The 13,882-nt window shown below is 74.5% G+C and carries 12 protein-coding genes; 2 read left to right on the forward strand and 10 right to left on the reverse strand.

What is annotated here, in order from left to right:
- The first annotated feature begins 280 nt into the window (after positions 1-280).
- Positions 281-1,171: a hypothetical protein gene (locus tag ACFW3D_RS15315; RefSeq protein ID WP_500504612.1), complete on the forward strand. Its 891-nt coding sequence runs from the start codon at positions 281-283 to the stop codon at positions 1,169-1,171.
- A gap of 51 nt (positions 1,172-1,222) precedes the next feature.
- Here the strand turns inward: ACFW3D_RS15315 and ACFW3D_RS15320 are convergent, their stop codons facing one another.
- From ACFW3D_RS15320 to ACFW3D_RS15345, 6 genes are all read right to left on the reverse strand, one after another.
- Entirely contained in the window at positions 1,223-2,788 is a 1,566-nt protein-coding gene (locus ACFW3D_RS15320) for a pyridoxal phosphate-dependent aminotransferase (RefSeq protein ID WP_500504613.1), read from the reverse strand.
- A gap of 179 nt (positions 2,789-2,967) precedes the next feature.
- Positions 2,968-4,215, reverse strand: coding sequence for a PA0049 C-terminal domain-containing protein (locus tag ACFW3D_RS15325; protein WP_500504614.1), 1,248 nt, complete (start codon positions 4,213-4,215; stop codon positions 2,968-2,970).
- Between the two features lie 53 nt (positions 4,216-4,268).
- A complete protein-coding gene (locus ACFW3D_RS15330) occupies positions 4,269-5,039 on the reverse strand; it encodes a class I SAM-dependent methyltransferase (protein ID WP_500504615.1) in 771 nt (256 codons plus the stop codon).
- 86 nt (positions 5,040-5,125) lie between these two features.
- Positions 5,126-5,929, reverse strand: a complete 804-nt coding sequence (locus tag ACFW3D_RS15335) for an EI24 domain-containing protein (RefSeq protein WP_500504616.1) — start codon at positions 5,927-5,929, stop codon at positions 5,126-5,128.
- A 39-nt stretch (positions 5,930-5,968) separates the two neighbouring features.
- A complete protein-coding gene (locus tag ACFW3D_RS15340) occupies positions 5,969-6,517 on the reverse strand; it encodes a hypothetical protein (RefSeq protein ID WP_500504617.1) in 549 nt (182 codons plus the stop codon).
- A 272-nt stretch (positions 6,518-6,789) separates the two neighbouring features.
- Positions 6,790-9,306, reverse strand: coding sequence for a glycoside hydrolase family 3 protein (locus tag ACFW3D_RS15345; RefSeq protein ID WP_500504618.1), 2,517 nt, complete (start codon positions 9,304-9,306; stop codon positions 6,790-6,792).
- Positions 9,307-9,459: 153 nt separating this feature from the next.
- Between ACFW3D_RS15345 and ACFW3D_RS15350 the strand changes: the two genes are divergently transcribed.
- Positions 9,460-10,086, forward strand: coding sequence for a TetR/AcrR family transcriptional regulator (locus tag ACFW3D_RS15350; protein ID WP_500504619.1), 627 nt, complete (start codon positions 9,460-9,462; stop codon positions 10,084-10,086).
- Between the two features lie 48 nt (positions 10,087-10,134).
- On the opposite strand, the gene ACFW3D_RS15355 is transcribed toward ACFW3D_RS15350, so the two are convergent.
- From ACFW3D_RS15355 to ACFW3D_RS15370, 4 genes are all read right to left on the reverse strand, one after another.
- Positions 10,135-11,142, reverse strand: a complete 1,008-nt coding sequence (locus ACFW3D_RS15355; protein WP_500504620.1) for an NADP-dependent oxidoreductase — start codon at positions 11,140-11,142, stop codon at positions 10,135-10,137.
- A gap of 187 nt (positions 11,143-11,329) precedes the next feature.
- Positions 11,330-12,043 (reverse strand): SCO2400 family protein, encoded by a 714-nt coding sequence (locus ACFW3D_RS15360; RefSeq protein ID WP_500504621.1) that lies wholly within the window; start codon positions 12,041-12,043, stop codon positions 11,330-11,332.
- A 138-nt stretch (positions 12,044-12,181) separates the two neighbouring features.
- Positions 12,182-13,045 (reverse strand): SMP-30/gluconolactonase/LRE family protein, encoded by an 864-nt coding sequence (locus ACFW3D_RS15365; protein ID WP_500504622.1) that lies wholly within the window; start codon positions 13,043-13,045, stop codon positions 12,182-12,184.
- Positions 13,042-13,818 (reverse strand): IclR family transcriptional regulator, encoded by a 777-nt coding sequence (locus ACFW3D_RS15370; RefSeq protein WP_500504623.1) that lies wholly within the window; start codon positions 13,816-13,818, stop codon positions 13,042-13,044. The genes ACFW3D_RS15365 and ACFW3D_RS15370 overlap by 4 nt, the downstream gene beginning before the upstream one ends.
- Positions 13,819-13,882: the final 64 nt, after the last annotated feature.

Raw genomic sequence — 13,882 nt, forward strand, 5'->3', positions numbered from 1 at the left:
CCCTCCTTTTTTCCCTTCTTTTTGTTAATACCCTACCCCACGGCGACGGGGGGCCCCCCCTTTGTTCATCCCCCCCCCCCGGGGGGGGGGGGCCCCCCCCCCCCCCCGCCCCCCCCCCCCCCGCCTGTCGACTTGGGGGACGGCTCCGGGTGAACTTCCCCTGGGCCGTACGGGAATGTTCTGGGCCACCGGAATGACAGCGGCACAGAGTCCGCGCGCCGGGGGGTACGCATCCCGTCGATCAAGCCCTGCGGCTTTCGCATTCGACGAGGAGTCCCCCATGAGTCCTGACGGCAGGTCGCCTTCGCCGCGCAGGTTCCGGCGGTACGGACGGCTGACCGGCGTGGTCGTGCCGCTCGCCGTCGCCGCGGCCGCGGTGTCGGCGCCCGTGCTCGCCACGACCCCCGGCGCCGTGACCACCGCGGCCGGCACGAGGGCGGCCGTGAACGACCCCCGGCCGCCCGGCACGCGGAGCGTCGCCGCCGACGACGACGAAGGCGAGGAGGGCGACGAGGGCGAGGACGGCGGCCGCCAGGACGAGGCCCGCGACGACGACGGCGGCGACGGCGAGCGCACCGACCAGCGGGGCGGCCGGGAGACCGACCGCGGCGACAACGGCGGCGACCAGGGCGAGGACGAGCGCACCGAGAACCGCCGGGACGACGGCGGCGACCAGGGCGGTCGCGGTGACCAGGGAGACCAGGGCAACGAGGGCGGCCAGGGCCGGGACGACCGCGGCGACCAGCGGAACGACCGGCCCCAGCAGCAGCGCCGCGACGACCAGGGCGGCAACCGCGACGACGGACGCCGGGACGACGGGGGCGACGGGCGTGACGCCCGAGGCGGCGACTGCGTGAGCATCGACTCCACCCTCCGCAAGCGCGACCAGGAGATCTCCGTCGCGGTGTTCGAGGGCCGGGTCTTCATCGGCGGCCGCACCCTTCCCCGCGGGCGCTTCGTCTGGCACTCACTCAGCGGCAACCGGGGCTACCCGCGCGGCGTCTGCGGGGCCACGGTGACCTCCGTCGGCGACGGCGTGTGGGTCAAGGCGATCACCCGGGACGGCCGGGTGGTCGAGACGCACTGCACCCTCCACGAGACCCCGGGCAAGCAGAGTTCGTGCGGGGAGTGGAAGACCCTGGAGAGCCGCTCCTTCCGCTCGGCCAGGTGACCTCGCGCCCGCGCCGGCCGGTGGGCGACCGGCCCGCGCGGGCGTGGTGCGTCAGGAGGCGTCCTGCCAGTAGAGCGCCGGCCGCGGGGTGCCGGACGGCACCGAGGCGAAGGCCGGCGGGACCTCGGCGGCCAGCGCCGGGTACATCTCCGTGGCGGGCGCCTCGGCCCGCGGCTGCGGCTGGACCTGCGGTTGCGGCTGGATCTGCGGCTGGGCCTGGGGCTGCGGCTCGGGTCTGAACTCGTAGACCGGCTGCGGCGGCGGTGGGGGCGGCGCGAAGGGCTGCTCGTACATCGGCTGGGGCGGCGGGGCCTGCTGGATCTGCGGCAGCTGCTGCACCGGCGGCACGGCGGGCTGCACCGGCGGGGCCGCCTGGATCTGCGGCAGCTGCTGCGGAGCGGGCTGCGGAGGCTGCTCCTGGACCGGCGCGGCGGCCCCCGGCGCGGGTGCGGGTGCGGCGTACCAGGTGCTGCCGTACAGCACCGTGCTCAGCCCCGTGAGCAGCCGCTGGACGTCTGCCTGGGGGCGGACCACCAGCCGCATGAAACGGCTGCTGCTGCCCAGCTTGTTGCCGCACTCGCGGACCAGCACCCCGTGCTCGGCCAGCAGCCGGTCGCGCAGCACCGCGCCGTCGACGCCGTCGGGGAGCTTGACGAAGACGAAGTTGCCCTGGGACGGGTAGACGGTCAGCCCCGGCAGCGCCGCGAGCTGCCAGGTCATCTCCTGGCGGTCGCGGGAGACCATGCGCAGGCTCTGCGCGTACTCCTCGCGGTGGTCCTTGAGCATGAAGACCACGGCCTCGGCGAAGGAGTTGAGGTTCCACTTGGGCAGCATGCGGCGGACCTTCCCGGCCAGCGCGGGGTTGGCGACGAGGTAGCCGAAGCGGATGCCGTGCAGGCCGAAGTTCTTGCCGAGGCTGCGCAGGACGATCACGTTGGGCCGCAGGACGGCCTCGTCGGCGACGCTCGGCCAGGCCTCGGCGTCACTGAAGTCGAGGAACGACTCGTCGATCACGACGAGGTCGAGGTCGGCCAGGGCGTCCATGAGCGCCACGACGGCGTGCTTGGGGAGGAAGCCGCCGTCGGGGTTGTTGGGATTGCAGATCACGGCCGTACGGGAGCCGCGGGCGCGGACGAACGCGACGAAGGCCGCCGGGTCGAGGGCGAATCCGGCGGCCTCCGGGAGGAGGAACATGTCGACGCGCTTGCCGGTCTCCATCGGCTGGTCCGTCCAGCGGCCGAAGGTCGGTATGGGGACGGCCAGGCTCTCGCGGACCAGCAGGTGGTCGATCCAGGTGATCAGCTCGGTGGAACCGTTGCCCATGGCCACGGTCTGCGGGTTGAGGCCGAGCAGCGAGCACAGCTCGTTGGTGATGACGTCGGTGCTGCTCGGGTAGTAGGTGAGGATGTCCCGCATCGACTCCTGGAGCTTGTCGTACATGGCCGGGCTCGGGAAGTACGGGTTGCACGGGATGCAGAAGTCGACGATGTCGTGTCCTTGACCGGAGGACGACAGGCCGCCGGCGGCGCGGCGCAGCGCGAAGTACGAGGGACTGTGCGCGGTGTTGGCGCGGAACAACTCGGTGGCATTACCGGTGACGCCGACAGCGACGGTCACGGCAGGACCTCCCTCGATCACGGGGGCCACGCCGCGGCGGCCCGCTTCCCCTTGCCTTCACCACCTTGTCGCACATCCCTCACATCTGGCGCATGTGGGTCGTTTGTGGGACAAGTCGTGCACGGTCCGGCTATCTTGCGGCCTTCCCGCGTCTCATACGGGCCGGGCCGCGCTTCCGTTCAGCCGAGCGTGCCCGCGGCCGCGACGAGGAGGGCGCGGATCTGGGCGGTGACCGCGAGGCGCCGGGCGACGAAGGCGGGGTCGGTGACCGTGCCGGTGGCCGGATCGGTGTTGCCGGGGCCGAAGTGGAGCACCGGGGTGTGGACATGGCCGCCCGGGGCGGGCAGCGCGAGCCCGTCCCGGAGCAGGGTGGCCCGGTAGGCGATCTCGTTGGAGAGGTAGTCGCCGCCGCCCCCGGCGCGGGCGGCGGAGCCGGCCGTCGGGCCGCCGTCGCGCGTGACGGGGCCGGTGGCCCCGGCGGGGATCTCGGTGACGGTGGTGCGGTCGTGCACCGGGAAGGCTCCGGTGCCGGCGGCGGCGATCGCCCCGTACGGGAGCGTGGACGCCGTCCACTGCGGCTGCCGGCCGGGGGCGGCGACCGGGACCGGGCCGGTGACGGACAGACCGGCGTTGTCGGGGAGGCCGCCGCGCCAGGCGCCGTTGAAGCGTTCGAGGTCGAATCGCCCGTCCCGGCCCTGGCTGACGGTGGTGAAGAGGTCGACCCGGCGCGGTCCGGGCCGGAACCGGGGGCGCAGCACGCTCTCGACCGTGCCGTCGGTGAAGTCGCCCCAGCGCACCGGGAAGACCACGGTCTCGACGCGGGCCGGGCCCGCGGCGGTCTCCAGCGTGACGCCGTCCAGGGCGAGCGCCGCGGCCCCGGACGGATTGCTGCGGCGTATGTCGGTGTCCAGCCGGAAGGGATCGAAGCCGGTCAGCAGGACGCGGCGGACGCCCTCGGCCACGGGCGGGCGGACGGCGTCCTGTCCCCGCGAGGCACGCTCCAGACGGGCCGGCAGCGCCGCGCGCAAGGTCGCGGACAGCGCGAACGCCGGTTCCCACCGCCGCAGTTCCCTGCCGAGGGCGAGCCGGGCCCAGTACAGCGGCCGGTCGTCGTCGTGGTCCAGGTCCCCCGCCACCGGCCCGCGGCCCTGGGCCCGGTCCACCGCGGAGCGCCACAGGGCGCGCCCGTGCCGCCGTACGGTCCGGGCGGCCGCGGCCGGGTCGCGGGCCTCCGCCAGCGCCCGGGCGAACCGCGGAGCCGCGGTGTGGAAGCCGCTGCGCCGCAGGATCTCGCGCGGCACCGCCCCCTCCAGGCGCAGTTCCTCGGCCGTGGGCGGCGGTACGTCGGTGGGCACACCGGGCTGGAGCGGCAGCCGCATCGCGGGGAACCTCCGGGCGGTCGGGTACGGGTCGGCCGCCCGGAGCATGGCGCACCGGGGCTCCGCTCCGCCACCCCGGCGGTCGAGCGCCGCGGTGTGCCCTAGGACGTCAGGGCCCTGCCCGGCTTGCGGACGAGGAAGAAGATGCTCGGCCCGAACCCCACGCGGGCCAGCGGGGACTGCAGCGCGCCCTCCGCCCGTACCAGCGTCGAGTGCGGGACCACCCGCTTCAGCCGCGCACTGCGCAGGTTGGACACCGACAGCCGCCGGTCCACGCGCAGTCCTACGGCCTCCAACTGCGCGGCGACCGTCCTCGGGTGGTGGTTCACGAACGGAATGCTGTCGCGCTCCCGGTTCTCCGCGGAGCGGATGTCCACCGGCGACAACGGCACCCGACGCCGGTGTGCGGCGTAGCGCAGCCGGTTGGCGGCGTGCGCGAGGTTGGCGGTCTCGACGACGGCGGTGCCGCCCGGGCGCAGCACCCGGGCTATCTCGGCCAGGGCGGGCCGCGGGTCGGGCAGGTGGTGCATGACGCGGATCAGGGTGACCAGGTCCACGCTGTCGGAGTGCAGGCCGAGGCCGCCCGCGCTCATCAGCCGCATGCTCACCCCGGCGATGCCCTTGAGGTACTCCTCCGCGTCGTTCAGCTGCTTGCGGCTGGCGTCCACCAGCGTGACCCGGTCGGCGAACTCCCGGAGCACGGGCACGAGCCGGCCGAAGCCGCCCCCGACGTCCGCCGCGTGGCCGAAGTGCCGCCCTTCGAGCAGCCGGCGCAACGCCGCCACCTCCGCGTCGTGTTCGTAGCCGCGGCCCACCCAGTAGGTGCGGTAGCTCTGCGGGTCGTCGTCGTACTGGTTGGTGCGCTGCGCCATGGCGCGCCTCCCCCTCGCGTGCTCGTCCTCCGGACATAGGTCACGCCGCAGGTGCGGAATGGTTCCCTCCGGATCGCCTCCGGCGGCTACGGCTTGCGGAGGTCCAGCGGACCCACGGGCGCGCCGGGCTCCGGCCGCGGCTCCGGGTCCTCCTGCGGCGGCATCAGGGACCGCACCAGAAGCGTGGCGCCGGCCACCGCACCGGGCATGAGCAGGACGGAGACCAGCGGCACCAGGAAGCACAGGATCAACGGCACCCCGAAGCCGAGCGTGAGCGCCATCCGGCCGCGCAGCATGCGCATCCGCTCCCGCAGCGGCACCTCCCGCCGCTGGAAGGCCACGCCGCTGAGTTCGAGCGCGAGGAAGTAGCCGGAGACGCAGAAGCCGATCGCTGGGACGACGGTCTGGCCGACGAAGGGGATGAAGCCGGCGGCGAAGAGCAGGATGCCCCAGGCCGCGACCCGGACCAGCACCCGCAGGCTGTCCCGGGCGGACTGCAGCAGCTCCCGCCACAACGGGACGTCGGGCCCGTCCGGGGCACCGCCCTCGGAGACGTCGACCCGCTCGGCGAGGGACTCGTAGAAGGGCTGGCCGACCAGGAGGGTCACCGCGGTGAAGGAGATCACCGCAAGCAGCAGGCCGCCGCCGAAGGCGACCGCGGTGAGCAGCCCGCGGAACAGGCCGCGCCAGGGCGAGTCCCAGTCGTCGGCGAAGGGCGTGGCCCAGGCGGTCGCGTCGTCGGCCCAGAAGGCGAGGGCGACCAGTGCCGCCGCGTAGCCGACGAGGGTGATCAGCGCGGGCAGCAGCCCGAAGCCGAACCAGCGGCCGTGCCGGAGCACCCAGCGCTGGCCGTCCACGAAGAGCCGTATACCGGAGGCAAGATCTCGCATGCGCGACAGGGTATGCGAACCGCGGGCGGGCGGTACGGCTCAGACCACGACCTCGCAGTCCCGGGCGCCCGAGGGGTCCGGGTCGAAGAGGCAGACGTCGGAACCCGTGTCACCGGAGACGACGCCGGTGCCCGCGATGTCCCCGGCCCTCAGGAAGAGCACGTCGTCGCCCGGCCCGCCGCCGGCGATGCCGGAGTTGGCGTCGGCGTCGCCGATCAGGTCGACGAGGTCGTCGCCGTCGCCGCCGGTCACGCGTCCGCCGTTCCCGCCGTTGATCTCGATCATGTCGGCCCCGCCGCCGCCGTCGACGGTCCCCGCGTTGCCGCCGTGGACGGTGATGACGTCGACGCCGCCGCCCCCCGCGACCACCACGCCGGCCGGGACGCCGTGCGCGCAGTCGATCTCGTCGAAGCCCTCGGTGCCGGCGACGACGGCACCGGTGACCGGCAGGCCGTTCACCGTGCAGCCGGCGACGACGGGCGCGGGCGGTTCGCCGGCCCGCGCGGAACCGGCCGGCAGCACGGACGCGCCGGCCAGGAGGAGTGCCGCGCCGGCCAGGACCGGACGGGTGCGCGTACGTGCCGTCATCGCTGCTCCTCGGATGGACGCCTGGAGTGGGGCGCGGTTGGCACGAGCGTCACGTCACGGCACGCCGCCCGCAATCGGGCGGGGTCCGCCCGGGGGACCGCACCGGCACACCGCCTGACGCTCCGTCACCGAGCGGCGGACGTCCCCGGCCCGGCCGCATCTCCTCCCGGACGTGGCGCCGGACCGCACCGGCGCGCGGGCACGGCGCGGGGAACCCGGTCGACGACCCCGCACCCCGGGGAGGCTGTCAGGGACCTCCCCGGGGTGGTGGGTCAGCCGTCCACGGCCACCGGCACCGTGAGACGGCGGTCGGCGACGCTGCGCGCGACCTCGGCGGTGTACGTACCCGCCAAAGTGCGCCAGTCACCCTCCGAGGGGTCCCAGATCTGCGCGGCACGGCGGGCGAGCGCGACACGGGCCTCCGTCACGGCGCCCGCGGGGAGTTCGACGGAGAGGAATCCGGCCAGGACGCGGGCCGGGCGGCCGACCGCCGGGTCCTCCCCCGCGGGCGCCGCCAGGTAGACCTGGACGACCTCGCGGCCGGGCCGGTCGCCGGTGTTGCGCAGCCGTACGGTGAGCGTGCCCAGCACGTCCGGGCCGCCGTCCGCGGCCGGGCCCGCCGCGGGCGTGAAGGAGGCGTCCTCGTAGGCCCAGTCGGTGTAGCCGAGCCCGTGCCCGAAGGGGTACGCGGGCGCCGTCCCCGCCCGCTCCCAGGCGCGGTAGCCGATGAAGACGCCCTCGTCGTAGCGGAGCACCCCGTCCCGGGGCACGACCTCGGCGACCGGGGCGTCGGCCAGCCGGGCCGGCCAGGTGGTGGGCAGCCTGCCGCCGGGCTCGGCCGCGCCGAGGAGCACGTCGGCGAGCGCCGCGCCGGCCTCCTGCCCGGGGAACCAGCCGATCAGCGCCGCGGCGACCTCCTCGCGCCATGGCATCTCCACCGGTGAGCCGGCGTTCACCACGACCACCGTCCGCGGGTTCACCGCGGCCACCGCGTGCACGAGTTCGTCCTGCCGGCCCGGCAGCCGCAGGTCCGCACGGTCGAAGCCCTCGCTCTCGACCCGTTCGGTGGTCGCGACGACGACCACCGCCACCTCCGCGTCCCGCGCCGCCGCGACCGCCTCCGCGATCAACTCGTCCCCGTCCCGCTGCGGTTCCCCGTGGACGAGCGAGAAGACGACCGCCCGGACCGGCCCCCTGCCGTCCCGGGGCAGGACGTGGGTCAGCGAGACCTCGACGGGCTCCCCGGCGGTCAGTTCGACCCGGCCGCGCTCGACGGGCGCGCCGAACATCCCCTCGAAGGGGCCGGACTCGGGGCCGGCGACCTGCGTCCCGTCGAAGACCACCGCACCGTCCACGACGAGCCGGAAACCGCCCAGCCCGCGGGTGCCGAAGTGGTGGGCGCCGCTCTCGCGCGGGGTGAAGGTGCCGGTCACCTCGACGGAGTGCAGGGCGTCGTGCGTCACGCCGTCGGGCAGGTCGCTGCCCATCCACTGCACGTGGCCACCGGGCAGCGTGCACCTGCCGAGGACCTCGCCGGCGGCGTCCCGGCAGACCGCGCGCAGCGCGAACCCCGGCCCGGCGGGCGCCAGTTCCCCGTTGGGGTCGGCGCCCACGGCGTAGGCCAGGGCGGTGCCCCGCGGCAGCGCCGCGCGCAGGCCGTCCAGCGGGGCGACCACGTGGTCGGGGAAGACCTGCGCGGACCCGCCGCCGAGCACCCGGGCGTCGCGCGCGGCCGCGCCGATGAGCGCCATCCGGCGCACCGCGGCGGGGTCGACGGGGAGGACGGGCCGCTCGCCGCGCGGTTCGTTGCGCAGCAGGACGAAGGAACGGCGGGCGATCTCCCGGGCCAGCGCGGGTCCGTCGATCGCGGCGGGGATCCGCTCGGCGGGCACCTCCGCCGGGGTGTCCGCCAGCAGGCCCACCCGGGCGGCGAGCCGCAGCACGTTGCGCACCGCCGTGTCGACGGCGGACTCCTCGGCCCGCCCCTCGCGCACCGCGCGGGCCAGCGCCTCCCCGTAGACGGTGCGCGGCCCGGGCATGGCGACGTCGAGGCCGCCCGCGAGGGCGGCGACGGTGTCCCGGGCGGCCGCCCAGTCGGAGACGACGAAGCCGTCGAAGCCCCACTCCTGACGCAGCACCCCGTTCTGCAGGCGGTGGTGCTCGGTCATGGTGGTGCCGTTGACGGAGTTGTAGGCGGCCATGACACCCCAGGGGCGGGCGTCCCGGACGACGGCCTCGAAGGGCGCGAGGTAGAGCTCGCGCAGGGCGCGCTCGCCGATCACGTTGTCGACGGTGAAGCGCTCGGTCTCGGCGTCGTTGGCGACGAAGTGCTTGACGGTGGTGCCGACCCCGCCGTCCTGGACGCCCGCGACGTAGCCGGTGCCGATCGCACCGGTGAGGTACGGGTCCTCGGAGTACGCCTCGAAGTGCCGTCCGCCCAGCGGCGAACGGTGCAGGTTGACGGTCGGGGCGAGCAGGACGTGCACGCCTTTGCGACGGGCCTCCTGGGCGAGCAGCCGCCCGGCGCGGCGGGCGAGGGCGGGGTCCCACGTGGCGGCGAGTGCCGTGGGGCTGGGCAGCGCGATCGAGGGGTCGTCCGCGGTCCAGCGCACCCCGCGCACCCCGATGGGCCCGTCCGACATGACCAGCGAGCCCAGTCCGATCTCGGGCAGCGCGGGCAGCGACCACATGTCCTGCCCGGCCAGCAGCCGCGTCTTCGCGTCGAGGTCGAGCTTGCCCAGCGCGCGTTCGACCGCGTCGTCGAGCGGGGTTCCGGAGGTGTCGCTCATGGGGTGGACTCCTTCGTGAGGACCTGACAACCCGTCGCCTGCCTGCCTGACTGGTCGCCATCCTCCGGCCCGCGCCCTGTTGATCGGTAGGTGTCGTCATCTCTTCGTTACATTCGGCCGCCATGTGCGAGGACAGGGCCTAGGCTCGCGCCTGTGACTGCCAACGACCGCGGCCGGGGACTCGGCCGCGCGGTCCGCAGCGAGGACCGCAAGGCCGGGATCGTCCGGGCCGCCCTCGAAGTGATCGCCGAACGCGGCTACCGGGGCGCCTCGCTGGCCGCCGTCGCGGAACGGGTCGGGCTCACCCAGCAGGGCCTGCTCCACTACTTCCCGACCAAGGAGGCCCTGCTCGTCGCGGTGCTCGAGGTCCGCGACCGGTGGGACATGGCCCCCGCGGTGCCGCACGGCACGGCCTGGCCGATGGAGATGGTGGCCGGCCTGGTCGAGTACAACGCCACCCGGCCGGGCGTCGTCCAGGTCTTCACCGTGCTCGCCGGCGACAGCGTCACGGAGGGCCACCCCGCACGGGAGTACTTCCGGGACCGCTACACCCGGGTGCGCCGCTGGGCCGCCGACTCGCTGCGCGCCGAGTACGGCGACGCGCTGCCCGGCGGCCTCACACCCGAGCAGGCCGCCCCGCTGCTGGTGGCGGTCATGGACGGTCTGCAGCTGCAGTGGCTGCACGACCCCGGCGAGGTGGACATGCCGGCGGTCTTCCGGCACTTCGTCACCCTGCTCGACCCGGGCCGCGACGACGGGGAACCACCCGGCGGCGCGTGAGGGGCGCGCCCGCCCGGGCACGCCCCTCGTCCCCGTTCGCGCCCGCGGTCACTCGGGCAGACGCACCAGCATCTTCCCGGTGTTGTCGCCGCGCAGGACGCCGAGGAAGGCCTCCAGGTTGTTCTCGATCCCGTCGACGACGGTCTCGCGGTAGCGCAGCCTGCCCTCGCGGATCCAGCCGCCGACCTCCTGGACGAACTGCGGCTGCAGGTCGTAGTGGTCGCCGACGAGGAAGCCCTCGATGCGCAGCCGGTTCTGGATGAGCCGGGACAGGTTGCGCGGGCCGGGGGCGGGCTCGGTGGCGTTGTAGATGGCGATCATGCCGCAGACGGCCACCCGTCCGCGCAGGTTGAGGGCCCCGATGGCCGCCTCGAGGTGCTCGCCGCCCACGTTGTCGAAGTAGACGTCGATGCCGTCGGGCGCTGCCGCCGCCAGCTGCTCGGCCACGGGGCCGTTCTTGTAGTTGAAGGCGGCGTCGAAGCCGTACTCCTCGACCAGGAGCTTGACCTTCTCGTCCGAGCCGGCGCTGCCGATCACCCGGGAGGCGCCCTTGAGCTTGGCGATCTGGCCGGCCTGGCTGCCGACCGCGCCCGCCGCGCCGGAGACGAAGACCGTGTCGCCCTCCTTGAGCCCGGCGACGCGCAGCAGGCCCGCGTAGGCGGTGAGACCGGTCATCCCGAGCACACCCAGGTAGGTGCTCAGCGGGGCGAGGCCGGGGTCGACCTTGACCGCGGCCTCCGCCTTGACCAGGGCGTACTCGCGCCAGCCGAGGGGGTGCAGCACGTGGTCGCCGGGGGCGAAGCCCTCCGCGCCCGAGGCGACCACCCGGCCGACCGCGCCGCCGTGCATCGGCTTGTCCAGCCGGTACGGCTCCGCGTACGACTTCGCGTCGTTCATGCGGCCGCGCATGTAGGGGTCGACCGACACATAGAGGTTGCGCACGAGGATCTCGCCGGGCCCGGGCTCGGGGACCTCGGTCTCGCGCAGCGCGAAGTCCTCGGGCTTCGGCCACCCGTGAGGGCGGGCGACCAGGTGCCATTCACGGCTCTTCGGCATGGGGGAGCGCCTCCAAAGCTTTAGGTTCTTAACTAACCATGAGCCTGGATGTTTGAGGAAGTCAAATAAATCGGCACGGGCGTGTCCCGTCGCACACCGGAGCGCCGGCCGGCGGGGCCGACCGGCGCGGAGGACCGGGGTTCGGAGGAGCGGAGGATCGGGGGCGGAACGGACGGGGCGGTGCCCGTCAGGTGCACCACCACAGGAAACGCGTGCAGGAGGGCGTCGGCTTCGGCGTGTGCGTGGGGGGTTGCGAGGCCGGGGCGGACTGCGGCGGGGCCGAGACCGTGGGGGCTCCGCCGGCAGGGGCCGTGGACCCGGAGCCGGCGGATGAGTGACTGGCCGTGGCGGAGACGGAGACCTTGGGGGACGGCGACTTCTTGGCGCTCTCCGAGGCGCTGGGCGACGCCGAGGTGCTCGCGCTCTCGGACGCCGAGGCCTCCGAGTCGGGCGTCACCGGGTCCCCGGAGGTCTTGCCGCCGGGCGAGGAGGTCGTGCTCGGGGAGGCGCCGTCGGTCCGCGTGTGTTCCGAGGCGGCCGAGTTCGCGCCCGTCACGTAGCCGGCGAGCGGGAGTTCCGCCACGCTCCAGCCGACGAGCACGATGGCGGCGCCCACCAGGGTGCCGACCAGCAGCCGCGAGCGGCGGCGGGTGCGGACGCGGCGGGTACGGGCCCGGCTGCCGGAGCGGCGCGGGGCGCCCTCCGCGGAGCCCCGCCCCCCGCCCTTGCGGCGTTCGGCGCGGCCGCCCTCGGGGGCGGCGGTCTCGCCGTCGCCCGTCTCGGGTCCTTGCGCGGGTGCGTCGGCAGGCCCCTGCGCACCGAGCTGGTGGGCGGGCGTTCCGCACCCCGGGCAGGAAAGGGCGCCGTTGATGTGCCGTCGGCAGGCTGCGCAGTAGTCCATTGCCCTGGCAGCGTATGGGACGCACCGATACGACGTACATATGAGTTGCCCGTCGATCCCGTGAAACCTCTGTGAAACCCGGGACATGCGGGTTTAGGGCGCCGATCAGCCCCGAATCAACCCCGAACCACCACGGAATCAACCACCGAACGGCACATCGGGCATCCCCTGCCCGGCTCCCGGCACCACCAGCAGCGATCCCGACAGGGGCCGCTCCGCCAGTTCCCGGGCGTCAAGACCCGTGCTCGCGGAGGTGATGTAGAGATCCGTCAGGGAAGGGCCGCCGAAGGCGCAGGCCGTGGGACGCCGTACCGGTACCTCCACGACCCGGTCCAGCTCGCCGCGCGGGGTGTAGCGGCGGACGGCCGCCCCGTCCCACAGGGCCACCCAGACGCAGCCCTCGGCGTCCACGGTGAGCCCGTCCGGCAGACCCGCGGATTCCTCGACGACCGCGAACGGCCGCCGCCCGCGCACGAGTCCGGTGTCCTTGTCGACGTCGAACACGTCGACGCGCCGGGTCGGGCTGTCCACGTAGTACATGAGGGAGCCGTCGGGGCTCCAGTCGGTGCCGTTGCTGACGGTCACGTCGTCCAGCACCGGCACGACCGTGCCGTCCGGGGCGATCCGGCGCAGGGTCCCGCCGCCGGGCGCCTCGTCGTAGCGCATGGTGCCGGCCCACAGGGTGCCGGCGGCGTCCACGGCGGCGTCGTTGGCCCGGCGTCCGGGGACGGGGTCGTGGTGCAGCCAGCGGAAGGCGCCGTCCGCGTCGTACAGGCCCACGCCGTCACGCAGGTTGACCACCACGCCGCCGGCCGCGCGCGGCTTGGCCGCGCCGACGTGCTGCCCGGTCGCCATCACGCTCCGGCCGCCGCCGGCCGGGTCGTACCAGTGCACCCGGGAGGCGAGGATGTCCACCCACAGCAACCGGGCGCCGACCGGGTCCCAGGTGGGTCCCTCGCCGAGCCGCGCCTCCGCCTTCAGCGCGAGTTCGACCCCGTTCACCGCGCACCGCCCCGGTGGCCGAGGCGCTCGGACAGCTCGGCGGCGCCCTTGACGGCCAGTTCCTCCAGTTCGGCCCGGCGTTCCTCGCTCCAGCGGATCATCGGCACCGAGATGCTCAGCGCGGCCACCACCCGGCCCGCCGAGTCGCGGACCGGGGCGGCGACGCAGGAGACGTCGGGGTTGGACTCGCGCCGCTCGACGGCGACGCCCCGCTCACGCACCGCGTCGAGCTGGCGCCGCAGTTCGCCGGCGGTAGTGATGCTGTGCTCGGTCATCGCGGCCAGCGGCCCGTCCCCGGGCAGGCGTTCGTCGAGGTCGTCCGGGGGCAGCGAGGCCAGCAGCATCTTGCCGACGGAGGTGCAGTGCGCGGGCAGCCGGCGCCCGGCCGCCGACACCATCCGCACCGCGTGGGTGCTGTCCACCTTGGCGATGTAGATGACGTCGGTGCCCTCCAGGATCGCCACGTGCACCGTCTCGTCGCAGGTCTCCGCGACCGAACGGGCCACCTGCTGGCCCTCGGCCGCGAGGTCCAGCTGCTCGGCGTAGCGGCTGCCGAGCTGGTACGAGCGCACGCCGAGCCGGTAGCGGCCGGCCTGACCGGGCTGCGGCACCAGGTAGTTGCGCGCGGCGAGGGTCGTCACCAGCTCGTGCACGGTCGTGCGCGGCAGACCGAGCCTGCGGGTGATCTCCGGCGCGGACATCGTGCCGTCGCCTTCGAGGAAGAGCTCCAGGATGTCCAGGGCTCTGGTCACGGCGGGTACGAGACGTCCCATCTCTGCTCGCTCTCTCCGGCGCCTGTTCGAGATTCCGTATAACGATCGGTATCGCGAACGCAGC

The sequence above is a fragment of the Streptomyces sp. NPDC058864 genome (assembly GCF_042742985.1).
Classification (GTDB): Bacteria; Actinomycetota; Actinomycetes; order Streptomycetales; family Streptomycetaceae; genus Actinacidiphila.